The 22565-nt window shown below is 38.6% G+C and carries 21 protein-coding genes, 1 tRNA gene and 1 pseudogene; 8 read left to right on the top strand and 15 right to left on the bottom strand.

All coding sequences use genetic code 11. The features are described from left to right. Positions 1-226 precede the first annotated feature (226 nt). From EZ444_RS13285 to EZ444_RS13250, 7 genes are all read right to left on the bottom strand, one after another. A complete protein-coding gene (locus EZ444_RS13285) occupies positions 227-1213 on the bottom strand; it encodes a hypothetical protein (RefSeq protein ID WP_131609584.1) in 987 nt (328 codons plus the stop codon). 114 nt (positions 1214-1327) lie between these two features. After that, positions 1328-2332: a PDDEXK nuclease domain-containing protein gene (locus EZ444_RS13280; protein ID WP_131609582.1), complete on the bottom strand. Its 1005-nt coding sequence runs from the start codon at positions 2330-2332 to the stop codon at positions 1328-1330. A 667-nt stretch (positions 2333-2999) separates the two neighbouring features. After that, a complete protein-coding gene (locus tag EZ444_RS13270; RefSeq protein WP_131609578.1) occupies positions 3000-4031 on the bottom strand; it encodes a chemotaxis protein CheB in 1032 nt (343 codons plus the stop codon). Positions 4032-4681: 650 nt separating this feature from the next. Beyond that, entirely contained in the window at positions 4682-5167 is a 486-nt protein-coding gene (locus EZ444_RS13265) for a cyclophilin-like fold protein (protein WP_225874725.1), read from the bottom strand. A 21-nt stretch (positions 5168-5188) separates the two neighbouring features. Continuing rightward, on the bottom strand, positions 5189-5674 hold the full coding sequence (locus tag EZ444_RS13260) for a cupin domain-containing protein (RefSeq protein ID WP_131609576.1): 486 nt from the start codon (positions 5672-5674) through the stop codon (positions 5189-5191). Next, positions 5616-6767, bottom strand: a complete 1152-nt coding sequence (locus tag EZ444_RS13255; protein ID WP_131609574.1) for an alpha/beta hydrolase — start codon at positions 6765-6767, stop codon at positions 5616-5618. Before EZ444_RS13255 ends, EZ444_RS13260 begins: the two co-directional genes overlap by 59 nt. Positions 6768-6769: 2 nt before the next feature. Next, the gene (locus EZ444_RS13250; RefSeq protein WP_131609572.1) at positions 6770-7336 is read right to left on the bottom strand and encodes a sugar O-acetyltransferase; all 567 of its coding nucleotides are present in this window, start codon (positions 7334-7336) and stop codon (positions 6770-6772) included. A gap of 112 nt (positions 7337-7448) precedes the next feature. Here EZ444_RS13250 and EZ444_RS13245 point away from each other — a divergent pair, with 112 nt between their 5' ends. The 7 genes and pseudogenes from EZ444_RS13245 (at position 7449) to EZ444_RS13220 (ending at position 13897) form a co-directional block, all read left to right on the top strand. Beyond that, positions 7449-8267, top strand: a complete 819-nt coding sequence (locus tag EZ444_RS13245; protein ID WP_131609570.1) for a helix-turn-helix domain-containing protein — start codon at positions 7449-7451, stop codon at positions 8265-8267. Between the two features lie 361 nt (positions 8268-8628). Beyond that, positions 8629-8892: a hypothetical protein gene (locus tag EZ444_RS13240; protein ID WP_131609568.1), complete on the top strand. Its 264-nt coding sequence runs from the start codon at positions 8629-8631 to the stop codon at positions 8890-8892. An 833-nt stretch (positions 8893-9725) separates the two neighbouring features. Further along, positions 9726-11738: a hypothetical protein gene (locus EZ444_RS13235; RefSeq protein WP_131609566.1), complete on the top strand. Its 2013-nt coding sequence runs from the start codon at positions 9726-9728 to the stop codon at positions 11736-11738. A gap of 142 nt (positions 11739-11880) precedes the next feature. Next, positions 11881-12603, top strand: a complete 723-nt coding sequence (locus EZ444_RS13230; RefSeq protein ID WP_169472197.1) for a DUF4369 domain-containing protein — start codon at positions 11881-11883, stop codon at positions 12601-12603. 135 nt (positions 12604-12738) lie between these two features. Further along, positions 12739-12927 (top strand): annotated as a pseudogene (locus EZ444_RS27875) (hypothetical protein); the annotation flags it as partial. A gap of 448 nt (positions 12928-13375) precedes the next feature. Further along, positions 13376-13540: a hypothetical protein gene (locus tag EZ444_RS27225; protein ID WP_165503608.1), complete on the top strand. Its 165-nt coding sequence runs from the start codon at positions 13376-13378 to the stop codon at positions 13538-13540. Next, positions 13541-13897, top strand: a complete 357-nt coding sequence (locus EZ444_RS13220) for a hypothetical protein (protein WP_131609562.1) — start codon at positions 13541-13543, stop codon at positions 13895-13897. Between the two features lie 357 nt (positions 13898-14254). On the opposite strand, the gene EZ444_RS13215 is transcribed toward EZ444_RS13220, so the two are convergent. The 4 genes from EZ444_RS13215 to EZ444_RS13200 all read right to left on the bottom strand — a co-directional run bounded on the left by EZ444_RS13215 (position 14255) and on the right by EZ444_RS13200 (position 18399). Further along, positions 14255-14338: transfer RNA gene (locus EZ444_RS13215), tRNA-Leu, on the bottom strand. Positions 14339-14359: 21 nt separating this feature from the next. After that, positions 14360-15124 (bottom strand): MBL fold metallo-hydrolase, encoded by a 765-nt coding sequence (locus EZ444_RS13210; protein WP_131609560.1) that lies wholly within the window; start codon positions 15122-15124, stop codon positions 14360-14362. A gap of 39 nt (positions 15125-15163) precedes the next feature. Next, the gene (locus EZ444_RS13205) at positions 15164-15811 is read right to left on the bottom strand and encodes a LolA family protein (protein ID WP_131609558.1); all 648 of its coding nucleotides are present in this window, start codon (positions 15809-15811) and stop codon (positions 15164-15166) included. 17 nt (positions 15812-15828) lie between these two features. Then, entirely contained in the window at positions 15829-18399 is a 2571-nt protein-coding gene (locus EZ444_RS13200; RefSeq protein ID WP_131609556.1) for an FtsK/SpoIIIE family DNA translocase, read from the bottom strand. Between the two features lie 158 nt (positions 18400-18557). Between EZ444_RS13200 and EZ444_RS13195 the strand changes: the two genes are divergently transcribed. Further along, entirely contained in the window at positions 18558-19202 is a 645-nt protein-coding gene (locus tag EZ444_RS13195; protein WP_131609554.1) for an ankyrin repeat domain-containing protein, read from the top strand. Here the strand turns inward: EZ444_RS13195 and EZ444_RS13190 are convergent, their stop codons facing one another. The 4 genes from EZ444_RS13190 to pyrF are packed head-to-tail and all read right to left on the bottom strand — an operon-like array spanning position 19203 to position 22476. Next, the gene (locus tag EZ444_RS13190) at positions 19203-19424 is read right to left on the bottom strand and encodes a PspC domain-containing protein (RefSeq protein WP_131609552.1); all 222 of its coding nucleotides are present in this window, start codon (positions 19422-19424) and stop codon (positions 19203-19205) included. Position 19425: 1 nt separating this feature from the next. After that, positions 19426-20706, bottom strand: coding sequence for a DUF2851 family protein (locus EZ444_RS13185; RefSeq protein ID WP_131609550.1), 1281 nt, complete (start codon positions 20704-20706; stop codon positions 19426-19428). Positions 20707-20746: 40 nt separating this feature from the next. Then, a complete protein-coding gene (locus tag EZ444_RS13180) occupies positions 20747-21649 on the bottom strand; it encodes a DMT family transporter (RefSeq protein ID WP_131609548.1) in 903 nt (300 codons plus the stop codon). Beyond that, on the bottom strand, positions 21646-22476 hold the full coding sequence (gene pyrF / locus EZ444_RS13175; RefSeq protein ID WP_131609546.1) for an orotidine-5'-phosphate decarboxylase: 831 nt from the start codon (positions 22474-22476) through the stop codon (positions 21646-21648). The genes EZ444_RS13180 and pyrF overlap by 4 nt, the downstream gene beginning before the upstream one ends. Positions 22477-22565: the final 89 nt, after the last annotated feature.

Genomic DNA, 22565 nt, shown 5'->3' with positions numbered 1-22565 from the left:
ATACGATTATTTTCGGAAAACTTATCCAATATTGGATAGGTTGGATGTACTCCTAAATTCTTATTTAACGAACTGCTTCATTGAGGACATGAAGAAAATCCGGGATGTTCATAAATCCCAAAACTATTTACAATACGAAAGTAAATGATAATAAACTATTCCTTGACGTTTATTCTGCAACAATTTGTAAAAAATCTTTATTCTTCGGGCTGTGTAATCGACGATATTACGTTGGACTAAGCACTTCAATAGTCGTACTATTTACTCGAACTGCAATTTGAGACGTCTCTCTGTTAAAGCAAATCTGAGGTGATTTTTCAATATCTCCATAAATAATTGAAGATGTTTGAAGTCCAGAATCAATTTCTTCTAATTTACTTTCTATTTCACCTGTTTGAATGTTTATGATTTTCGGAAACTTAAACATATCCCAGGCTTGTCTTTCATTTATTGCGAATAAATTTCCAAATTCCCCTTTGACTTTTATTGGTGATGTAATTTCATTTTTAATAAAGTTCCAAATTGCAAGATGCTTTTGTGGTAAAAGTGGCGGCACTTCATCATCGAAAGGCTCTTCATCTGTTGAAGCAATAAGTATGCTATCGTTGTCTATAAAGCTAGCTGAATTTATTTCAGTCCCAAAGTTTGGATATAAAAAACTTTTGTCCAATAGCTGTGGATTTTTTAAACATTCTTCTATCTCAAATAATTCAACTGTATCAACGGGATGCCATGCCCAACCGCATACCATTAAATACTTGTTATCCGGACTAATTGAAAGTCTTGAGTGAAAAATATCTGATGGATTTCTTCCTGGAATATTTGAAACAACTTCACCTGTTTCTACATTTTCAAAGTCAAGTCGACAATAATCAATTGGGCAATGAACTAAGTAAGTCTCATTGTCAACAGTTACAAATGCCGCCGGAAATTCATAGGTCTCTGCATTATAATGGGTGCGATTAATCTCCCGTATTATTTCGCCATCTTTCAATAAAATGCCTTTTGTTCCTAGACGTTTATAAATAAAAGCATATTGCCCATTCTGAGAAGTAATTGAAGCGTCGAAACCAAAAGCATAATGATACTTTGCAATTTGTCTTTGTTGCCCATCAGAAGAATATAGCTGCCCTGCAGAAACCCAATCTACAATATCGCCGTTAAGCCAATCAATTGTTTTTAAGTAATTTGTTTTAAATGTTTGTCGTGTCATAATTGCAGCTTACCTATTAAACAATTCCTCTAATTTAAACTATTGATTAACGCCCTTTCACGTTATATAAAGAATTTTCTGATGCTCCAATCGAAAAACAAAGCTAATGCTAGATTAACTATTAAATAGATTGAGTTTTACTTTCTCACGTTCAATTTCTGCTATAAGCTCCTCTTCTGTAGGTAAAAAAGGCATGTATTTAGTAGCGAAGAGTCTGGGATTATCATTAATCACAGAATATTTCACTACAGTTTCACTTTTTTCCGTGCAAAGGATAATACCTATTGTTGGATTATCACCTTCTGGTTTCTTTAGATCGTCAAACATTCGTCTGTACATGTCCATTTGACCAACATGCTGATGAGTAAGTTTCCCAGCTTTTAGATCAATCAAAACGAAACATTTAAGTAAATAATTATAAAAGACCAGATCAATAAAAAAATGATCTATCTCCGTACTTATCCTAAACTGTCTGCCAACAAAGGAGAAGCCTTTTCCAAGCTCCAATAAAAACTGCTGCAAATTTTCAATTAATGCTGTTTCAATTTCAGACTCATTTGCAGTCGCAGGTTGCTGAATATTTAGAAATTCAAAAATATATGGATCTTTAATAAAGTCTTCAGGTCTCTGTTTCTGTAATACCTTACTATCTTTTTGATTTATAGTTTTATCATTCGAAGATAGAAGCCTATGATAATAGAAGGTGTTAATGTTCCGCTCCAGGGTTCGAACACTCCAGTTCTCTTCAGCCGCTTCGCTTAAATAAAATCCCCGTGCAGCCTCATTTTCAACCCTCATAATTAACCGGTTATGGCTCCATGTCAATTTGCTACACAGTGTGTAGCAAATCTCACTATCGCGGTAGGTGAGATAAAATTGGCGAAAGTTACGCAAATTAGAATAAGAAAAACCTTTCCCAAATTCAGTTGTCAATGCTTTAGAAAGTTCTTTCAAAATACCTTCTCCATAAACAGCTCTTTCTTCACCATGCTGTTCCTGCTCAACAATACGTTTTCCAATCAGCCAATATGCCTCCACCATTGCTGTGTTCACAGCAGTGTAAGCATTTTGTCTAGCTGAAGCTAATATACCTCTGATTTCTTCAATATAATTGGTCATACTTCAAATTTAAAGAAAACAATCGATGAGGAACAAACATCTGTGATATAATAGACCAGACCTGATCCAAACTAAAAAGGTTGCAGATATTAACCTGCAACCCCTTTAATAATTTTCCTAAGAAGTTTTAACACCATACTAACTAGTGTTAAAATGTGTACCGATCAGCAGGAATACTTTGAACATTTAAATCGCTTCTTATTGCTTATTGAGCCCATTATCGAGGATTTGGAAAGAAAAAAATTCATTTAATCAAGCATCAAAAATCAAGGCAGTTTTGATTTAGACACCTTGACCAGATTATAATAGAACAAAAAATTTGGCAAATATGAAAGTTAATTATTAAGGCTGGAATCGGATGCAGTATTGGAAATTTAGAAGCATTATACTTTTCCTAAAGCCTATTTGGAGGGGCTCTGAAACCTTTCTCGTTGGAACGGCAAGTTGCCGCATCGAGGTAGAAGGCATCGATGAACTTTACAGAGAATTCAGTTCACAACAGGTTTTGCACAAGGAGCACCCAGAAGTTACCAATCAGCAATGGGGTCATAGGGACTAATACAATTGACCTATATGGTAACATACTTACTTTTTACCAAGAGATAAGCTAATTCATTAATTACGATTGACATAAATAACGCGGCTTTAGATTTGATGTCTTAAAATCCTAATCTGGCATATTTCCCAATTTACCATTGTTATCCGACTTCAATATTTTTCTGATCCTATCGATATGCACCTGTGAGGCTTCTGCTCTTTCCATCGAAGATTTCGCCGAAGCACCACTCTGGCTTTTTGAGAACGTAGTCAGAAGATTCCGACGTTCCTCAAACATGCGAAGCGCCGTCCACATCGTTTCCTCAATCTTTTTGGTCTGTTCGGAAATTAACGCCTTTGCCGTATAGGAATGTCCAGTATGGCACCGAAACCGAAGTAAGGGTCCTTCACTAATTTGCCAGAGCACTCCGCCGCACCCAGGGCAGTTGAATGGTACCTGATCACCTAATGCGTTTACTGAAGGAAGGTCACTCAATACCCTTTCAGCAATCTCAGACTCTCGAACAATATCCTTTGGAATCTTCACTTCTTTTGGGAGCTTATCTAAAAGGATCCTTGTTAGGGTCACCCCCATCTGGGAAATGGGGATTTTGAAATCTGCCCTCACTTGACCAAGTGCGTTGTTTGGCATATCTGGATATTCCGCATCAGAGGGATCCTGTACAATACAAATCCCACCACACCTATCAATTGCCATTAGTCCAGCAGTTCCATCATCCAAATAGCCAGTTAGTACAATTCCAATTGCCCTATTGCCATAAGCGACCGCCGCCGACCGAAAAAGCGGATCGATCCCGGGTCGGTAGCGGTTTTCTTGAGCCCCTTTTGTTACCATTAACTTTCCACTAGAATCAATCAGCATATGATGATCAGGCGGTGCAAAATAAATATGCGCAGATTTGGCCTGCATCCCATCAGTTGCGTGAAGGCATGTCAGCTTGCCAACTGTATTTAATGTGTCTATCAATATGTTTCCCGTAGCATCTGCCGAGATGTGCATCACTACTAAAATCGGTGCCGGAAAATCAATTGGGAGATGTTCAACAAATTCCTTTAGTGCCTCAAGCCCTCCCGCCGAAGTGCCAATCACTATCAATCTGTCCAGATCCTTTACTGCGATTTTCTTTCCAGTGATTTTCATATTAGTTGGGATTTAATAAAGGAATCATTCCACAAGTTGTGAACGCTTATCTAATAAGAAGAAAAGATGGTAAATTGTTTCATCACCCATGATATCGGCAGTAATACCAACCAGTTTGCATATTGGAATACTTAAAAGCTGCTTCACTCAAACAACTATGGTGACTTTTGACTGGGCCACGAATGTTATATGAAAGGAAATTAGTGGCTCTCAAGCAATTAATGAACAATGCTAAATGCAATATTCTCCACAATATATCTTCGGGTCAAAAGAGTTCAAACATAATCTGCTAATCCCCCGTAATTGTAAAAGCCCTGAGCAGGAATACTTTGAACAAGGCTGAGATAGCATACAAGGCCGATTTGATATAAAAAACCGTACTTTGAAATGTTCAAAGTACGGTTTATACCCTAAGCATGCATACTTAGAACAGTACCGATCAGCAGGAATACTTTGAACATTTAAATCGCTTCTTATTGCTTATAGAGCCTATAATTGATGATTTGGAGAGAAAAAAATTCATTTAATCATACACCAAAAATCAAGGTGATTTTCGATTAAGGTACCTTGACCAGATTATAATAGAACAAAAAATTTGGCAAATGTGAAAATTAATTATTAAGGCTAGAATCTCTTTTCAAGCTTCATCTCTACTCCAGTTCAAACTCTACCGTTACGTTTTCGTTTCCCAGCGCAGCGGTAAGACCGGAAGGATTATCGATCCGTGCGATACTCGTGTAACGATATGACGTTGAAAATGTTTTATAGAAAAGCACTAACGTATTGGAACCGTACAGCAAGAGGTCTCCCGTTTGGATTGTTCCGGGGTTGGCTGCATTAGACGGCAATGCGGTCTGAAAATCGAAATATTTTTCATTGCTGTTCAGCTCGGTCATATTTAGAGTAAGTGGCAATCTCGCTTTAAAGGCATTTCCTGTGGCATTGTTGCTTAGTGTAGCTGTAAACACAACAGCGCCTATTGTAATCTTCATTTTACTTCCCGCTGGATTAGTCGTGTTCCCGTTCGTATTATTCGCATTCTCTGGTGTTGTTCCCAGCTCATTATTTTTGCCACAGCTTGACATACTTAAAGACAAGGAAAAAATCATGATAAAGGTTATTAGTAGAGGCTTCATGTTATTCATTTTAGAAGTTATTTATTTACTACCGAGATATTCTTCGTCGGTTACCTTCTGCAGCCAGGTTACAATGCCCTTTTCTGTCTTTGGCAAAATGTATTGCTGTAGCATGCCGGCCTCGGGACTTGCTCCATGCCAGTGTTCTACATTAGGCGGGCATTTTACGATATCGCCCTTTTTGAGAGTCTGTCTCGGTTGTCCCTTAATCTGATGGTAGCCTGTACCATCGGTAATGATCAGTATCTGGCCTGAGGGATGTATGTGCCAGTTGCTTCTCGCCCCAGGCTCAAAAAAGACGTTGCCGACAATGGTGTTGTAGACGGAATCATTTTCAACAAGGCTGATGTTCCAGGCCTTGCCGGTGAAATTTTTAGCGGGGCCGAGCTCACCTTTCGGGAAAATAAAGTTCAGTTTGTTCTGATCTGCCTTGCTGCTATTCTGGGCGCTACAGCTGATACTGAGCAGCAATAGGGCAGCTACTGCGGTTATTGATAATGTTTTCATCGGTTTTTGATTTTATGTTTTCACTATTTGTTTCTTTAAGATGTTTGGTAAAAAAAGCTTCCAGCCTATCGAATGGGATCAGGTCGGTTTTGTCGTATAGGTCAACATGGCCGGCATTTGGAACGATGACTAGTTCTTTTGGCTCGCTTGCACGTTTATAGGCGTCCTCGCTAAATTCCCTGGAGTGAGCCCTGTCCCCGGTGATGAACAGCATAGGGCGGGGAGAAATGGTTTCTATATCGTTGAACGGATAAAAGTTATTGAACTTGGTATTGCTGCTCAACGTTGGGTGCGTGGTGGTTTTCGGCGATCCGCCTTTTGGCGTATACTCTCCCCTTGGTGTGCGATAGAATTCATAAAATTCACGCTGTATGGGATGGGTGTTCTCATCCAGCTGGTGGGTAGTTCCACCTGTATACTTTGTTTCACCTCCCAAAAATTCAGCATACCGTTGCTCGGCGGCTTCAGCCTGTTTTTTTTTCCTCTGTTCAAGGGTCTGCGAATGGTTCAGCGCATTGCGGCTGGCCGAACCCATATCGTACATGCTGACTGTTGCGATGGCTTTCATCCTTGGATCTATCTTGGCCGCACTGATGACAAAACTTCCACTTCCACATACACCGAGCACGCCGATGCGCTCCCTGTCTACAAACTCCCGCGTGCCAAGGAAATCTACAGCAGCACTGAAATCTTCGGCATACATATCTGGAAGCACTACATTGCGGGGTTCACCCTGACTTTCGCCCCAAAAAGAAAGGTCAATAGCTAGGGTGATGAAGCCCCTGTCTGCCATATTAGAAGCATAAACATCGGCGCTCTGTTCCTTTACCGCGCCCATCGGGTGGCCAACAACTATGGCTGCATTTTTTGTTTTCCTGTCCAGGTTCTTGGGCACGAAAAGGTGTCCGGCCACTTGCAGGTTATACTGGTTTTTGAATTTTACAGCGTACAAGGTAACCTTGTCACTCACCTTGAAAGTGGTATAGTCTTTTGCTGATATTTCTTTTATCTCTACCGGATTTGATGTTGATTGTGCACCCGCGGTACTATAACAAAGGACTGCAGTCAGCGCAATAAGAATTGATTTTTTCATGTTTAAATGTTTTTGATGAATTTTGCAGGAATTCCACCTACGATTGTATTGTCGGCAACATCTTTGGAAACGACCGCTCCCGCCGCCACAATAGAATTTTCTCCTATTGTTACGCCCGGAAGGATTGTTGCATTCGCGCCAATCCAGGCATTTTTTTTGATGTGGATAGCTTTTGGGATTAATGAATGTCGGTCTTTGATAGATGTTGGATGTCCTTCGGATAGTAGACTCACTTTCGGAGCGATGAACACATTGTCCCCGATGGTAATTCCGCCCAGATCCAAAAACACACAATCAAAATTGATGAATACATTTTTGCCGATTTTTGTATGCTTTCCGTAGTTGATGTGCAGAGGTGTAAAAACCGCAACACTTTCATCAATTTCCGAACCTGTTATCTGGCCCAATAAATTTCTTATTTCATCAGGGTCTGCTGTGTTGTTCATTTGGTTCAAAAGTTTCTTGGTGGCAAACGATTCCTCACGCATTCTATATGCTTCAGGGTCGTTCGGTAAAACAGTTTCCCCATTGCGTAACCTCTCGAAAATATCTTCTGTGTTCCTTCCCATAATTTTTATAGGAACAAAGGTAAATGTATTTCAAAGGTGCTTTGTTACATTTATTTCGCAAGTAATGTCAAATATTACCTATTATTGACTATTTGTTCTATTTTTACCTAATATGGCAGTAAATCAAAAAGTTATGCTCTGCAAAACGGTATCAGCAAGTCAATTTCCGGAAGATTTTAATATCCGCTTCCATACACATATCTATTGTCAAAGTGGAAGCTTGAAATTTGTCTTTAATGGCCGGCAATATCAGAGTAAAAGAGGCGAGTTTATCTTTTGGCTGGCGGGCATCAATGTTTCGGACCTGTTTTTTTCAAAGACTTTCAAGGCCACGATTTTGTTTGTCGACAGCGATCTGCTTACCGCAAGTTTGCCGAGTGCCACGGCGAGCATCGACAGCATTATACATTCCAAAGAATATCCAATCTTGCATCCGGATAAGAAAGACAAAGAGAAAATCCTAAAAAATTTTAAGTTGCTGTACGAAATGTCGCAGGAAACTGGCCACAGATTTTATGAGGAAGCGCTAAAACTCCAGATGCAAATTTTTCTTTTGGAAATGTGGCACATTTTTGAGGACGAGCTCGACAGAAGAAAACGAAGTCTGCAAAGCGGAACCCTATACGAACAGTTTATACAATTGGTGCAGGAACATTGCATGACACAGCGGGAAGTAGGGTTTTACAGTGATAAGCTGAATATTACACCTAAATACCTTAATTACATTTGCAAGGTCAATACCGCAATAACCGCATCTGAATGGATACAGCGTAACGCAAAAGAGCGCATTATCATACTATTGCAAAATAAGAACCTTAATATTTCCGAAATAGCCGATGAAATGGATTTTTCAAGCCGTTCGTTCTTTACCCGCTATGTGAAAAAATTGCTTGGCGTAACGCCAAAGGAATATCGGGAGCGAATTGGATAAATTTTTGTTCTAACTAAATCTGCTAGTCCCCCGTAATCATAAAAGCCTTTAGCAGGAATACTTTGAACAAGGCTGAGATAGCTTTTAAGGCCGATTTGACACAAAAAAACCGTACTTTGAAATGTTCTAAGTACGGTTTATACCATTAGCATGAATACTTTGAACTGTACCGTAAAGGAAGATTACTTTGAACATCTAGAACGCTTCTGCATGATCCTAGACCCAATAATTCAGGACTTGAAAAGCAAAGGTTTTATATAAACGGTTACCGTGGAATTTATATATGCGTGATCCAATATTGGATAAGAGGATTACCTACCTTTCATAATTTATACATACGTTAGCAATAAGTTTATTATTTATGACCGAAAATCAAATTATTATTTATCAATCGTCAAATGGCCAAACAGCAATAAATGTAAAGCTCCAAGATGAGACTGTATGGCTAACTTTAAATCAGATTTCAGATCTATTTTACAAAAACAAATCAACGATTTCCAGGCATCTAAATAACATATACAAGGAAGAAGAATTGAAGCAAGAAGGAACTGTTGCAAAAAAAGCAACAGTTCAAAAAGAGGGAAATAGAATAGTAGAAAGAACAATTGAATATTATTCTAAATAGGGATTTAGGATATTGGAAATATGCAAATTAATTATCTCTGCATGATTATGGAGCCAATAATTGAAGACTTGAAGAGCAAACGTTTTATATAAACTATTGCCATATGATGTACCGCATTAGTTTTTGTCAGCCCAGAGATCTCCGAGTCTAGAACTAAAAAATTTGCATGTATCCTAAGGGAATTTTGAAAGTATCTAATTGCCTCTGCCAATCTGTGACAGCCCTTTATTATGCTAAATAATTCCAATATTGTTTTCCATGGTTAAACTTCAAACTAATTTCAGCAGAATTTTGGCATACTTAGTTAGCGGAGATAATTAAGAGTAATATGCATATTCTGCATATTACTCTTAATAACATTTTAACCAGGAAATATTAACTTGAGCGGCTTTCAATTCTTTGTCCAGTCCTTAATTTACTTGGATTAAACATGGAAAAAATGGCCACTTTTTCGTTCCTCCCCAATTTGACGGCAAACCATTAGAGATCATTTCCTTTTAAAAAGGATGCTTGATATAAAGGCTCTGATACGATATTCTCTTTACGGATTTTGATGATATTATCTATCAATTAGAGCTAATTGTCCATCGATAAATACGTCAATTATAATCACTTTTATAAAACGGCCATAGGCAAAATTCTTCTTTTGAAACAAAGAAAGGATTTTTAGGCCGACCAAGTATTTTAAGATACACTTCCGATAAGGGTCATTCATTCGAGGGATGGTACGGACCCCCAGCCAAAAATGGATTTTACGGAGCACAATTATATTTATTGAAAAAAGACTGATCGTGAAGCTTAAACATATCATAACTTTATTTTTTTTATGTGCCATGTATTCCTGCAGAAATGAAAAGGACAATGGTTTGTCCGATGATTCATTAAACGAAGCTGGTGCCAACAGACCAGAAATAGAAAAAGTATTCAGGTTTTATTCAAATCCTGAAGACAGCTTAAAAAGAAAGGCGGCATTATTTTTATTAACGAACATGCGGGACCATTATGGATACACAGGAGCTGAGATTAAAAAATACGCCAATGTTTTTTCATTAATTGACAGCTCATCTTATACGAATTTCCAACTGTCAAACCAGGACAAGATGACTATCGGAGACTCCATGGTTAAACGCCTGGGATGGCCACATCCCGGTAAGGTTGAGAAAGTTAAAGATCTGGAGATCATTTCTGCTTCCTACCTGACCGGCAATATTGAATACGCATTTAAGGCATGGAAAAAGGCTCCCTGGGCAAATTATGTATCGTTTAATGATTTTTGCGAGTACATTTTACCATACCGCATAAGGGATGAACAACTGCAATACTGGCGGCCAAAATTCTATGAGGAATATACGAATATCGCCTACGGAGCACCCAATACCCATGATTTAAAATCAGTATTTGATCATATGTCCTGGCAGTTGAACACTGAAACTGGTTTTACCACATACTTCAATAAATATTATCCATTTACACAAAGCATCAGTGATATTTTAAAGGGCAGAATCGGAGGTTGTGAAACGACATCTTTTATTTCTGCAACAGCGATGCGCGCAGCCGGAATACCTGTAGCTCTAGATTATATTCCCAATTGGGGGAATACAAATAGCCGCCATTTTATGGTCAAACTCATTGACCACCGCAAACCTAACCAATTGATCACCAACAAAAACTCTGAGGAAAACACCTGGGGCATAGTGGACTTCTCCACGGAATTCATGGATTCAAGACATAAATTTACAGAAGCGGAATTCCCAGAGGGCATGTACATTCAGCATGTCAAGACCATCCCGAAAGTATACAGGTTCACCTACTCGGAGTCTGCGGAAATGCAGGCCTTACATCGGGCGGTACCAGCTCAATTCATAGCGCCAGAATTTCATTCAAAAAACATCAAAGACGTCACAGAAGAATACCTGAAACATGCCAGTATCACCTTAAAACTAAAACCTGGATCCACAAGGCATAAAGCGGTGCATCTTTGTATCTTTAACCGTAACGGCTGGTTTCCGGTCGCTGTTTCCGCAAATGAAAACAATGTTTTCCATTTTAAGAAGATAGGAAGAAATGTCGTTTATGTTCCTACCACTTATTTAAATGGGAAACATAAAGTCATCAGTAATCCTTTTTATATTGACAGCGTGAATCGTATCCATCACCTTAAAAAAAGTTTAACCAAACAAGACGTTAAGTTATGGCGTAAGGCGCCTTTACATTCCTATACCGCGTATCATACAGAAATATTAAAAGGAGGCACGTTCCAAGCCTCAAATTTCCCTGATTTTAAAGATGCCGTACTTCTTTATCAGATTGAGGGCTACCCTTTTTATATGAATACTGTCCGCTTAAAAAATACCCGCCCATTTCGTTACCTGAGATACCAGGCGGTGGCCGGCGGCGGCTGGGAGGCGGACAACATTGCAGAAGTACAATTTTACGAGAAAAAAAACGCTGATACAGTTCTGCTAGAAGGTGAGCTGATAGGTAGGAAGGGAACGGTTGGACATGAGATAGAGAAAGCATTTGACAATAACATGGATTCATATTACGAAAATGCCGAAAATAAAGACGGATGGATCGGTCTTGACCTGGGAGAAGGGAATGAAAGCGTGGTAAATGAAATTAGATTTTGTCCCCGCAATGACACAAACTGTATCATGCCCGGTAACGAGTACGAACTTTTTTACTGGGATAAATCCTGGATTTCTCTTGGTTCACAAACAGCCAAAGACTATGACCTAATTTACCATGAAGTTCCTGCCGGAGCGCTGTTCTGGCTTAAATGCCTTAGTGGTGGCAGTGAGGAACGTATTTTCACATACCAAAACGGGAAGCAAATCTGGTGGTGATTGAATTAGAATCATATGATGTTATTTCAATTTAATCGGCTTACTCTGATAACCAGATGATATTAACAATGACAATTTTAACAACCAAAACAAATCCAATAAATATATGTTAAAGCGTATAAGCACAGGGACCGGCCTTAAAATGGAAAATATATTATTTTTCTGTAAAGATTTGAAAAAATTTATCCTGCAGTTATTCCTCTTGCTCTACTTAATTTTGGCAGGAACTAATAGTTATTCACAAAGTATGATCAAAGGCCGGATAACTGGCCTGAGCAAAGCCGGTATTGACAAAATTTACCTGTATGATTTTGGTGCCGGAAAAGGCACAAGCATCAAAGATTCCTGTGTTGTTACAGATGACGTGTTTGAATTTCATACCGGTGTTTTTGAACCCAAAATATATTCTATTGGCTTGGAAGCCAGAAAAATGATGTTCACATTATGGATTGATAACAACGATCTCAACATTTCCGGAAAGGCCGAGGACATGTTGATCAAAAAAGAAAAAATCAAGCTTCAAAGGCTCCTTTCAGATGTTGTGAGCGAGGGATCACCTAACCAAAAGTTACATCTCAGCTTTTTCAAATCGATTTTGCCGCTGCTCATTACCTATTACAAACAGCCAGCAGGTCTAATCATATCAGGAAATGGTCAGTCTCCGGTAGAGGTTAAATCACTAATCCTGGATAAAACTAAAGAGTTTATTTTTACCTATAAAAACCTGCCGGTCAGTGCATTTATATTATTTTACTTGGGCCCGCACGAAGGCATTTTAACCAAAGCAGAGTGCTCGTCACAGTATTCCATGCTTAACAAGGAGGTGCAGGAATCGTTTTACGGAATGCTTTATTTGAAATGGTAATATTTCTAAATCAGGTTTAATTAAAATATCTTCTTAGTCATGACCTGCAGGAAACTTCAGATAAATGTATTATTAATACCCGTTAAGTTGATACCTTTTTAATAACACTGGTAATATCAGCGTTCAGGTCCAGGGAGAACTGGGAATGGATTGGCTGGGGCAGTAATTGCTGTCAAATTAGGAATTCTCACTATTCTACTGGGATTATTTGCATTACTGAAAGTAAAAAACAGGGAAGAACTGATTTACCTTTTTTTGTTTATAAGCACAAATCAATGCTCGACAAAACAGCATCCCAAACCTTTCCTCAAAAGTTCCGTTTAAAGACCGTAGTCTCTAAAAAAGCAGAAAATAAAAACGGGGAACAGTCATACCGACAATTCCCTGTCACCTAAATTAACGCTCCTGTATATTAATACGCCGTTGACTTATTTTTATTGCGTCCGCGCTGGATTTTTTCGGCCTTAGCGAGATTGTCTTTGAACAAGGCTCTGACTATCTCATGCTTTTGATATATATTAAAAAGCTAATAAATACCGAACACATTTGACAGGCTCTAGCAGTTCTAATTCAGTATCCAGGCAGACAATTAATTCATTTGAGGCCGGAAAATATGTTCCTTCCACGGTCCTTGCTTTAAAATTGTCGAGGATATTTGAAAAACCAGTTGAGAAATTTTTCAACTGGAGGATGAAGATTAGACTGGGTATTTCGCCAAAAGCAATTCTTCCCAACTTTTATCCTGCGATCCGTTTTCTGACATCGATAAAAATTGAAAAATCCTATTAAAGGTGAGTTGATCTTTGATAAGTTCCCTACCGAATGGCCTCCTCATTGGAATTACATTAAATTTGGCACAGATGGTAAACTATACCTATTGGTGCCACGTTTAACATCAGTATGCCAGACGACAGACATGCTGCAATTTTCAGAATAAATGATGACGGAACTGGATATGAAACCTTTGCAAGCAGTGTCCTCCATTACAGTCGGTTTTACCTGGCATGCTATCACAAAGGAGGTATGGTTTAGCGATAATGATAGGGATCAGATGGGAGATGATGTTCCGTTTTGTGAGTTGAATAAAACACATAAAGCTAGTATGTATCTTGGCTACCGTATTTTCACAGCGGCAAACTCAAAGACCCACAGTTGGTGTGAGACGTTCGCCAGTGGCTGGCTGGATGAGGCTACGCAGGAGTTTTGGAGTCGCCCTGTAGATGTGTTGTTGCTTAAAAATAGATCAATGTTGGTTTCAGATGATTTTGCAGGGGTTATTTACCGGATTTCCTAACAGAAATAATATTCAAACAATGCTGACTATATTCACGAATGAACCTTAACTCCTAGTATCGAAAATCTAACATTCCAATATTGGATCACTATTTAGGACAAGATTAGAACTAATTATTATGGAGACCAATAGACAACGAAATCCTGGTTCTTGGTATTTGAAGGGCATTTTTCCTGCTAAAGGAGTGAAGTCTAAATTATTAGTTCTAAAGTTGAATTTACGGGTCAGCTAAAGGCAATCAATTAAATTTAGTCATTGAGAAACATACAAAAAGGCCTTAAAATATATTTTGCGGCCCTTTTTGTATGTTTCATTTGCACTATCTTGACAATTTATCCAATATTGGATAATTACCTGTACTCAAGAGGAGATTCGAACTCCCACGCCGTTGCCAGCGCCAGCCCCTCAAGCTGGTGCGTCTACCAATTTCGCCACCTGAGTATTTGTTCTGCAAATATAGATTTATTCAGATAATATCGTCAACCCATCATAGGCTAATTTTATATTTGCAGGTAAATCTTTTTCCACAACGGCATGAAGCCCTAAATTGTGACTAATATGCGTAAAATAAGTAGTCTCCGCTCCCACCTTTCCTGAAAACTCAATAGCCTCATTTAAAGTAAAATGTGAAATATGTTGTTCGTGCTGCAAAGCATTAACAACAAGTACGCGACTACCTTTTATTTTTTCTAACGTTTCATCAGCAATGGTTTTTGCATCAGTAATATAAGTGAAATCGCCTATCCTAAACCCTAGGATAGGTAGCTTATAATGCATAATAGGAAGTGGTACTATAGTAGAATTACCTACATTAAACACCTCATCCGTTATGGTATGCAAGTCTATTTGTGGCAAGCCTGGATAATGAGCCTCAGCAAAAATATAAGAGAACTCCTTTTTTAAAGCGTGCTGTACCCGTTCAGTTGCATAAATGTCAATATTCTTTTTTAGCAGATAATTGAAAGGACGAATGTCATCGAGGCCCGCTACGTGATCTTTATGCTCATGTGTAAACAATATCGCATCAAGGTCTTTTACACCCGCACGAAGCATCTGATACCTGAAATCAGGGCCACTATCGATCACGATGGTCTTATCCCCGGTTTCTAACAATATCGAAACCCTTAATCGTTTATCCCTATGATCTGTGGAGCGGCAAACTGCACAATTGCAGGTAATAACAGGGATCCCCTGCGATGTGCCCGTACCTAAAAATGTAACCTTCAAAATATATTTGTTGCAAGCATGTAATCAAACTTAAATAAATTACCTTAAGTCTACAACCTCTACACCTGGATATTTCTTGGCATCAAAGGTAAAAGTTGATTCAGGTACTTTCGCGTTAGCCACAAAAGACTTCACAGTATAAGTATACTTGTTTCCATTCTTCTCCAAAATAAGTGCGCTGGCGATTTGCCTGGCAGCCTTATCAATGGTTAAACGTATTTTAAAGTAAGATTTGTTAACATCTGTCGGGGTCAGGTCGATCATCTGGTAGATTTTTGTACCTACCTTTTTATCACCAGTATATAGATATTTAAAGCCCTTTTCATAAATGGTGAATATTTTTGCCGGGTTAAGGGCATCATCACTATTCGCATTCGTTACCTGAACTTCTTTTTCTTCTTTTAGATACGTCCAAAGTGTTTTCCCATCACTAATCATCTCCTGCGTAGTCATGCTCACCTTATACTTATTGCTATTCGCCTTTACATATAAAGTACCTTGCTGAGTGTCTTTAGCATTCGCTTGCTGATTGTCTATAATCAGGCTAAAATCTGCTTTAACAACATCATAAGAACGGTATTTTTTACTTACGTCATTCAATATAGCTTTAGCCTTCGCATCCGTTTGTGCATTTACTACATGTATATATCCCAGTGTCACGATTAGCAACAACACAATTTTCTTCATCCTTTTTCTGTTAAGTATTAGTTTTTGCCTAGGTTGTCCAAAAACTGTTCCAATGCATAATCATCAGGTATCAATACCTCTCTGGCCTTACTACCTTCAAATGGACCTACCACACCGGCAGCTTCCAATTGATCAATGATCCGGCCAGCTCTATTGTAACCCAATTTTAATTTTCTTTGGATTAATGAGGTAGAACCCTGCTGATGCATTACGATTAACCGCGCAGCTTCTTCAAACATCGAATCTCTATCAGATGCATCAAAGTCCATTTTAGCATTTTCAGCTGCTTCATCAATATACTCAGGCAACTGGTAGGCTTCAGGATATCCTCTTTGGTTTCCAATAAACTCAGAAATCCGGTCTACTTCAGGGGTATCGACGAAAGCACACTGCAACCTGATCAGATCGTTACCAGTAGACAAGAGCATATCCCCACGACCAATCAGCTGATCGGCACCACCGCTATCCAGAATTGTCCTTGAATCGATTTTAGACAACACCCTAAAGGCTAATCTGGCTGGGAAATTGGCCTTAATTGTCCCCGTAATGATATTTACCGAAGGCCGTTGCGTAGCTAAAACCAAGTGGATACCTACCGCACGAGCCAACTGTGCTAAACGAGCGATTGGTGTTTCGACCTCTTTACCTGCCGTCATCATCAAATCGGCGAACTCATCCACAATCAAAACAATGTATGGCAAGAACCTATGCGAATTGTTCGGGTTCAGTTTGCGCTTGATGAACTTTTCATTGTATTCCTTTAAATTCCTTACTTGTGCATCTTTTAACAGATCATAACGCTGATCCATTTCGATACACAATGAATTTAAAGTATTGATTACTTTTTTAGTATCTGTAATAATGGCATCGGCCTCACCAGGAAGCTTGGCCAGGAAGTGACGCTCTATTTTATTAAATAAGGTTAGCTCTACCTTTTTAGGATCCACCAATACAAACTTCAATTGCGAAGGGTGTTTCTTGTACAGCAAGGATACTAAAATAGAGTTGATACCAACTGACTTACCTTGCCCCGTTGCTCCTGCCACCAATAAATGGGGCATTTTTGATAAATCACCGATATACACCTCATTTGAAATGGTTTTACCTAAAGCAATAGGAAGGTCCATCGTTGTTTGCTGGAACTTTTCTGTTGCCAGAATGCTACGCATAGAAACCATTTCGGGATGCATATTAGGCACCTCGATACCAATGGTACCCTTGCCAGGCATAGGTGCAATGATACGGATACCCAAAGCTGCCAAACTTAGCGCGATATCATCTTCCAGGTTTTTGATTTTAGATATACGTACACCAGGAGCTGGTATAATCTCATAAAGCGTTACTGTTGGACCAATGGTTGCCTTAATCTTATCAATCTCTATATTGTAGTGATTAAGGGTTTCAACAATCTTATTCTTATTAGCCTCCAGCTCTTCAGAATTTACGGAGATTTTGTTAGAACCATGATTTTCCAACAAATCAAGGTGCGGATATTTATAACTGGATAAGTCTAATGTCGGATCGTAATTACCGAATTGTTCTATCAGTTCATCAGATTTTTTCTCCTCTTCTGTTTTCTCTATGGTTAGCTCAGGCTCGGCTTTAGTAGTTTCCAATATCGGGTTAGTTTCCAATATAGGTGTAGTATCTATTGTTGGACTCAATGCTATCGGCGCCGCCATCACATTTACCGCTGGAGTAAATACTGGTGGAACGATCTCTTCTTCCTCCTGCTCTTCAAATCTGGATGGCGTAAGCACGATATTTTGTTCTCGTTTAGGCTGCCCCGCATACCTGTCATTCACATTAAACTCAACAGGCTCCGAACGGACTTCACTTTCCAGTTCAAAATCCTCAGGCACATCAGGTATAATAGCTTCTTCCTTCTTCTTACGCTCTGGAATTTTAAAGTCAATATTATAGGCAATGATCAATACACTTAAGCCTAAAAAAGCAATAAGCCCCCCTACTCCGGCAACACCAATTTGTGCGGCCAATAATTTATTGGTCCAATAACCAAACTCACCTTCAATAAAATGAGGTGTATTGGAAACAAAAGCATGTCCAAAACCGAAGGTTAAGGATAGGAATAGCAAAAAGAACAGGCTATATCCTAATGTTTTTTCGATAGAAAAGATTTTAACCTTAAACAACAGGCGGTAACCGATCACAAAAAACACAAATACAAATAGAAAAGACGCTAGTCCAAACCATTCGTAAATAAACTGGTGCGACAATAACGCGCCTATTTTACCCAGCCAGTTTTGTACAACTGGTGGTATATTGACCTGCTGTAGTTCTTCGTATGTTTTAAAAAGATTGCTCCAACCTCCATTTGCGTCTATTACATAGCTATAATCTTCCTGCCAGGTAAACAAATAAGACGTAAAGGCTATAAGAAAATAGAGGGACAAGATTAAGAATACCAGTCCGATAATTTTAAACAACCTACCGTCTTGAAAATTAAAACGAGGCAAAATCTCTATTCTTTCTTTAAACGGTTTGGTAGCGGATGGTCTTGAGCTTTGCTTCTCCGCAGGCTCATTTTTAAATGAATTGGACTTAAACTGGTTTCCCCTTACCGACATCTTTAATTGCTGATTTTAATAATTAACAAATATAAAACATATAGTTGTATGTGCTAAGTTATTATAAACATTGCTGAAAAAACTTTTTATTTACATCTAGCCCCAATTTGCCTATATTAAATTAATTAAGCATTTTTAGCCGAAATTTAACATTAGAAATGACGGATTTAGAGACATTAATCGAAACGGGAAGTAGACAGGGTATTTTTGATCTTTTGACCGCAACCCCTGCCCTTGCCACTAAAGAGACCAGTCATGGTATATCTCCTATTTTATTAGCCTGCTATTACAAAAAGCCTGAAATTGCTGCCTTAATCGCTAATTTCGCTAACCAAATTAACCTGTTCGAAGCCTGTGCTTTGGGCAAGCTGGAAGAAACTGCATTCATCACAGAACGTAATCCTGCCACGGTAAATGCTTTTTCTAAAGATGGTTTTACGGCTCTGGGACTCGCTACTTATTTTGGTAATGAAGAAATCACTAAATTATTGATATCCAGAGGTGCTGATGTAAACATTCCAGCCAATAATGGTTACAATGTTTTCCCTATTCACTCTGCCGTAGCTTCTGGAAATATCAGCATTACGAAGATGCTGATCAATGCTGGCGCAAATGTAAATGTAACACAACAAGCAGGTTTTACACCACTTCATGCTGCCGCACAATTAGGTAATGTAGACTTGATCATATTGCTACTTGAACACGAAGCAGAAGTAGATATAAGAATGGAAGGTGGCAAATTACCAGCTGATCTGGCACTGGAAAAAGGCTTTAATGAAATCGCTGAAATCCTGAAAGTTTAACTAAACATCCCAGATGCGAATCCTGATTTTTTTAATATAATGCCGTACATCTAGCACTAATGCAGCAAGTATATAAAACACAATCGGAAAGCCTACAGCCAAAAAAGAAGAGTAAATAAAAAACAACCTGATCTTACTGATGGACATATTTAGCCGCTCGGCGAGATAGGTACATACCCCAAAACTCTGTTTTTCAAAAAAAGTAATGATCCGCTGGAACATGTTATTTCTTTAAGATTTTAATTCCTATAGCACAATTTAGGCATTTTTTCTGACTGCAATAGCATTTATTTAATTGAAGTATAGCCTGTGAGGTAAAAGCACGATCGACCTTAAGTCCAGCGCTTACATACTGATTTACAATAGCATTCCTTTCTGCCGGGATATTTTCCAGAAAGTCTAAGGCCCTATCCATCAACTCTGGTTGATCTGTATACTTCCCGTAGGAGAACAAAAACAAGCAAATCGTATTGATAATAATGTTATCAATGGACTGGGTCCCTGGCTGAACAACGACCTGTCGGGTACTTTTATTAAAATGATAATGCGTTTTCCAATATTCATTTACGGGCAGATGGTTAAAAAGTAAACGGACTTCTTTCACAGATCCTGCTTCTAATATTTTTGAAAATAAATGATTAGTCTTTAGGATTAATGCTGCAAACTGCGCCAGTCTAACCGTAGGAAAATTCTGCGGCCGCATTCGTAAAAACTTCCACAAAACTGGATCAACGGGGATTAAGCCATATTTTTTCTTCAAAAAAAGATATTCATTTTGTAGTTGTGTTGGATAGACATCCAGAAATGGTTGTTCCAGCAATCCTGCCTGCCCAAATATCAGTGCGGTTATTTGCAAAGCATTGTCTTTATGTTTAGAAAAAATAGGCCATGGTAAAGCATCAGCCATTAATTCAAATGGAACTGCGTTGACTTTAAAACCAAAGTTTCTGGCCAGAAAATAGTAAAATGTCTGCTCCCAGTCTCCGCGGTTATTACTGAGTTTCTGAAATACCTCTTCCGATTTTTGTTCAAATCGTTCTATCATTATTCTGGATAGAAATGTATCTACAATGAGCCGATCAACATCAGCAATATGCTTTTGACATGGAAAAGGGTTTACATGAGCGATGAGTTCAGTGTAATTACTGAGTAAATGGTCGGAAAACAGATTCTTGAGCACCAGCACAGGCACCAGACTACCATTTGTCCGATAAATTGGACTGTCGTGCTGGTAAACCACATGAAGAACGACTGAATTGTAAGCTTGATCGTTTTGATGACCATGCGCAAGCCAATCGGATGATTTGAGGTGAATCTCTACATCACCAACCCATTTAATGCCATCAATAACTAGTTTAGCCCCGCTAAAATCAGGGCCGGCGTGTTTATTTAAGCTGCCAGGATGTAATACCTGTAGTTCCTCCCCGTCTTCACAATAAAGCTTAGCCGAATTAAGCAGTCTGAACTGCCATATAAAGTGTAAAAAATGTTCAGAAAAATCCATCTCCGAGAATTTAACGCAAATGCGTCAGTTCATCCACAAATTACAATGATTCTTTTTTACTTTTATAATTTGTGATAAAAACCCCGATGATAATCAATACGGTAGCAATTAAAATATCAATGGTAATAATTTCATTCAAAATTAACCAGCCAAGAAATAAGGCAATCACGGTGTTGAAATAGGTTAACATGGAAACTTCTGTAGCACTAACTTTTTTTAAGGCATAATGGTAGCAGAAAAACGCCATAACCGAGCCAAATATGGCTAAATACGTAACGGCTAACATACTGTTTATGCTCCATAGAGAAACATCCCTACTGTCGGAAAACATAAACGCCAATACAAACTGAGCTACTGCTGAAAAAACAAATTGGTAAAAAAGATCCAGTAAAATATTATCTGATGGTTGATTGTTCTTTTTAATATAAACGGTACCGATAGTCCAACCCGTTATAGCGAAACACAAAAACATGATCCCCGTTTTATAGTTAGGATCAAGCAATGCACCTAAACCACTCCGGAATATAAAAGCTACGCCCAGAAATCCGATGATCACGCCTAAAAATCCTTTCAAGGAAGGTTTTTGCAAACCTATCGCTACACAGGTAATAAATACGAATAATGTTGTTAATGCATTTAAGAGGGATGTAAGTCCACTAGGAATGGTTTGCTCAGCAACGGTCGTCATACCATTTGCGATTACAATCATTAATGAGGATAACAACATTTGTCGCCTTGCATGTGGCCAGCCCTTCCATGTCAATTCTTTTTTACGAAGCAGAATCAACAAAAGGATAACAGAAGCAATGGTTTGTCTGATCGCCGCAACAAACCAAGGGGGGATGGTATGAACAGCAATACGGATACCCAAATAAGTAGTACCCCATATTAAAGCCACTCCAGCTAAAGCGAGAATTAGCTTTAAATCTATTTTTTTGGTCATACTAAACCTGCAGACTCCAGAATCTGCGCCATTTCTTGTTGTAATTTTAAAGCTTCTTCTCTCGCTCTTTCCGCAAAATCTTCGCCATTACTTGCGTAGATGATGCCACGTGCAGAGTTTACAAGTAATCCGCATTCACTATTTAATCCGTACTGACAAACATCAGCCAGACTTCCACCTTGTGCGCCAACACCTGGTACCAGTAAAAAGTTATCCGGTGCCAATCTTCTGATGTTTTCAAACTCTGCTCCTCTGGTCGCGCCAACAACATACATCAGTTGCTCGCTATTTGCCCATTGCGAAGAAATCCGGATCACTTCTTCATACAGCTTGCCTTCGGGCGTATGGTGCAATTGAAAATCACTATGTCCGGCATTGGAAGTTAAAGCCAAAAGGATAACCCATTTATCAGTATAATTTAAAAATGGGCCCACCGAATCTTTACCCATATATGGGGCAACTGTAATGGAGTCAAAGCTCATCCCTGATTTTTCCAGGTTAAAGAAAGCATCGGCATACATGGCCGAAGTATTTCCTATATCACCTCTTTTTGCATCGGCAATGGTAAAGATATCTTTATCAATATATTCCCATGTTCTGATTAAAGTCTCCCAACCTTTCAATCCCATAGATTCATAAAAAGCAGTATTGGGTTTATAGGCAACGCACAAATCTTTGGTTGCATCAATAATTTGTTTATTGAACTCTAATACCGGATTATCGTATTTTAACAAGTGTTTTGGGATATTCTCCATTACTGGATCAAGGCCTACACATAAAAAAGATTTCTTGGTTTTAATTTGTTCAAATAGTTGCTTCTTATTCATCTGGGGGTAAATTTTGGATACAAAGATGTCAATTTTCGGGAGGTTTTAGACTCCTTTTCAAAACTTTTAATTGAAAATATTACAAAGAT

The organism is Pedobacter hiemivivus, from assembly GCF_004331685.1.
GTDB lineage: Bacteria > Bacteroidota > Bacteroidia > Sphingobacteriales > Sphingobacteriaceae > Pedobacter > Pedobacter hiemivivus.
This window is presented reverse-complemented; position numbering and strand designations above follow the sequence as displayed.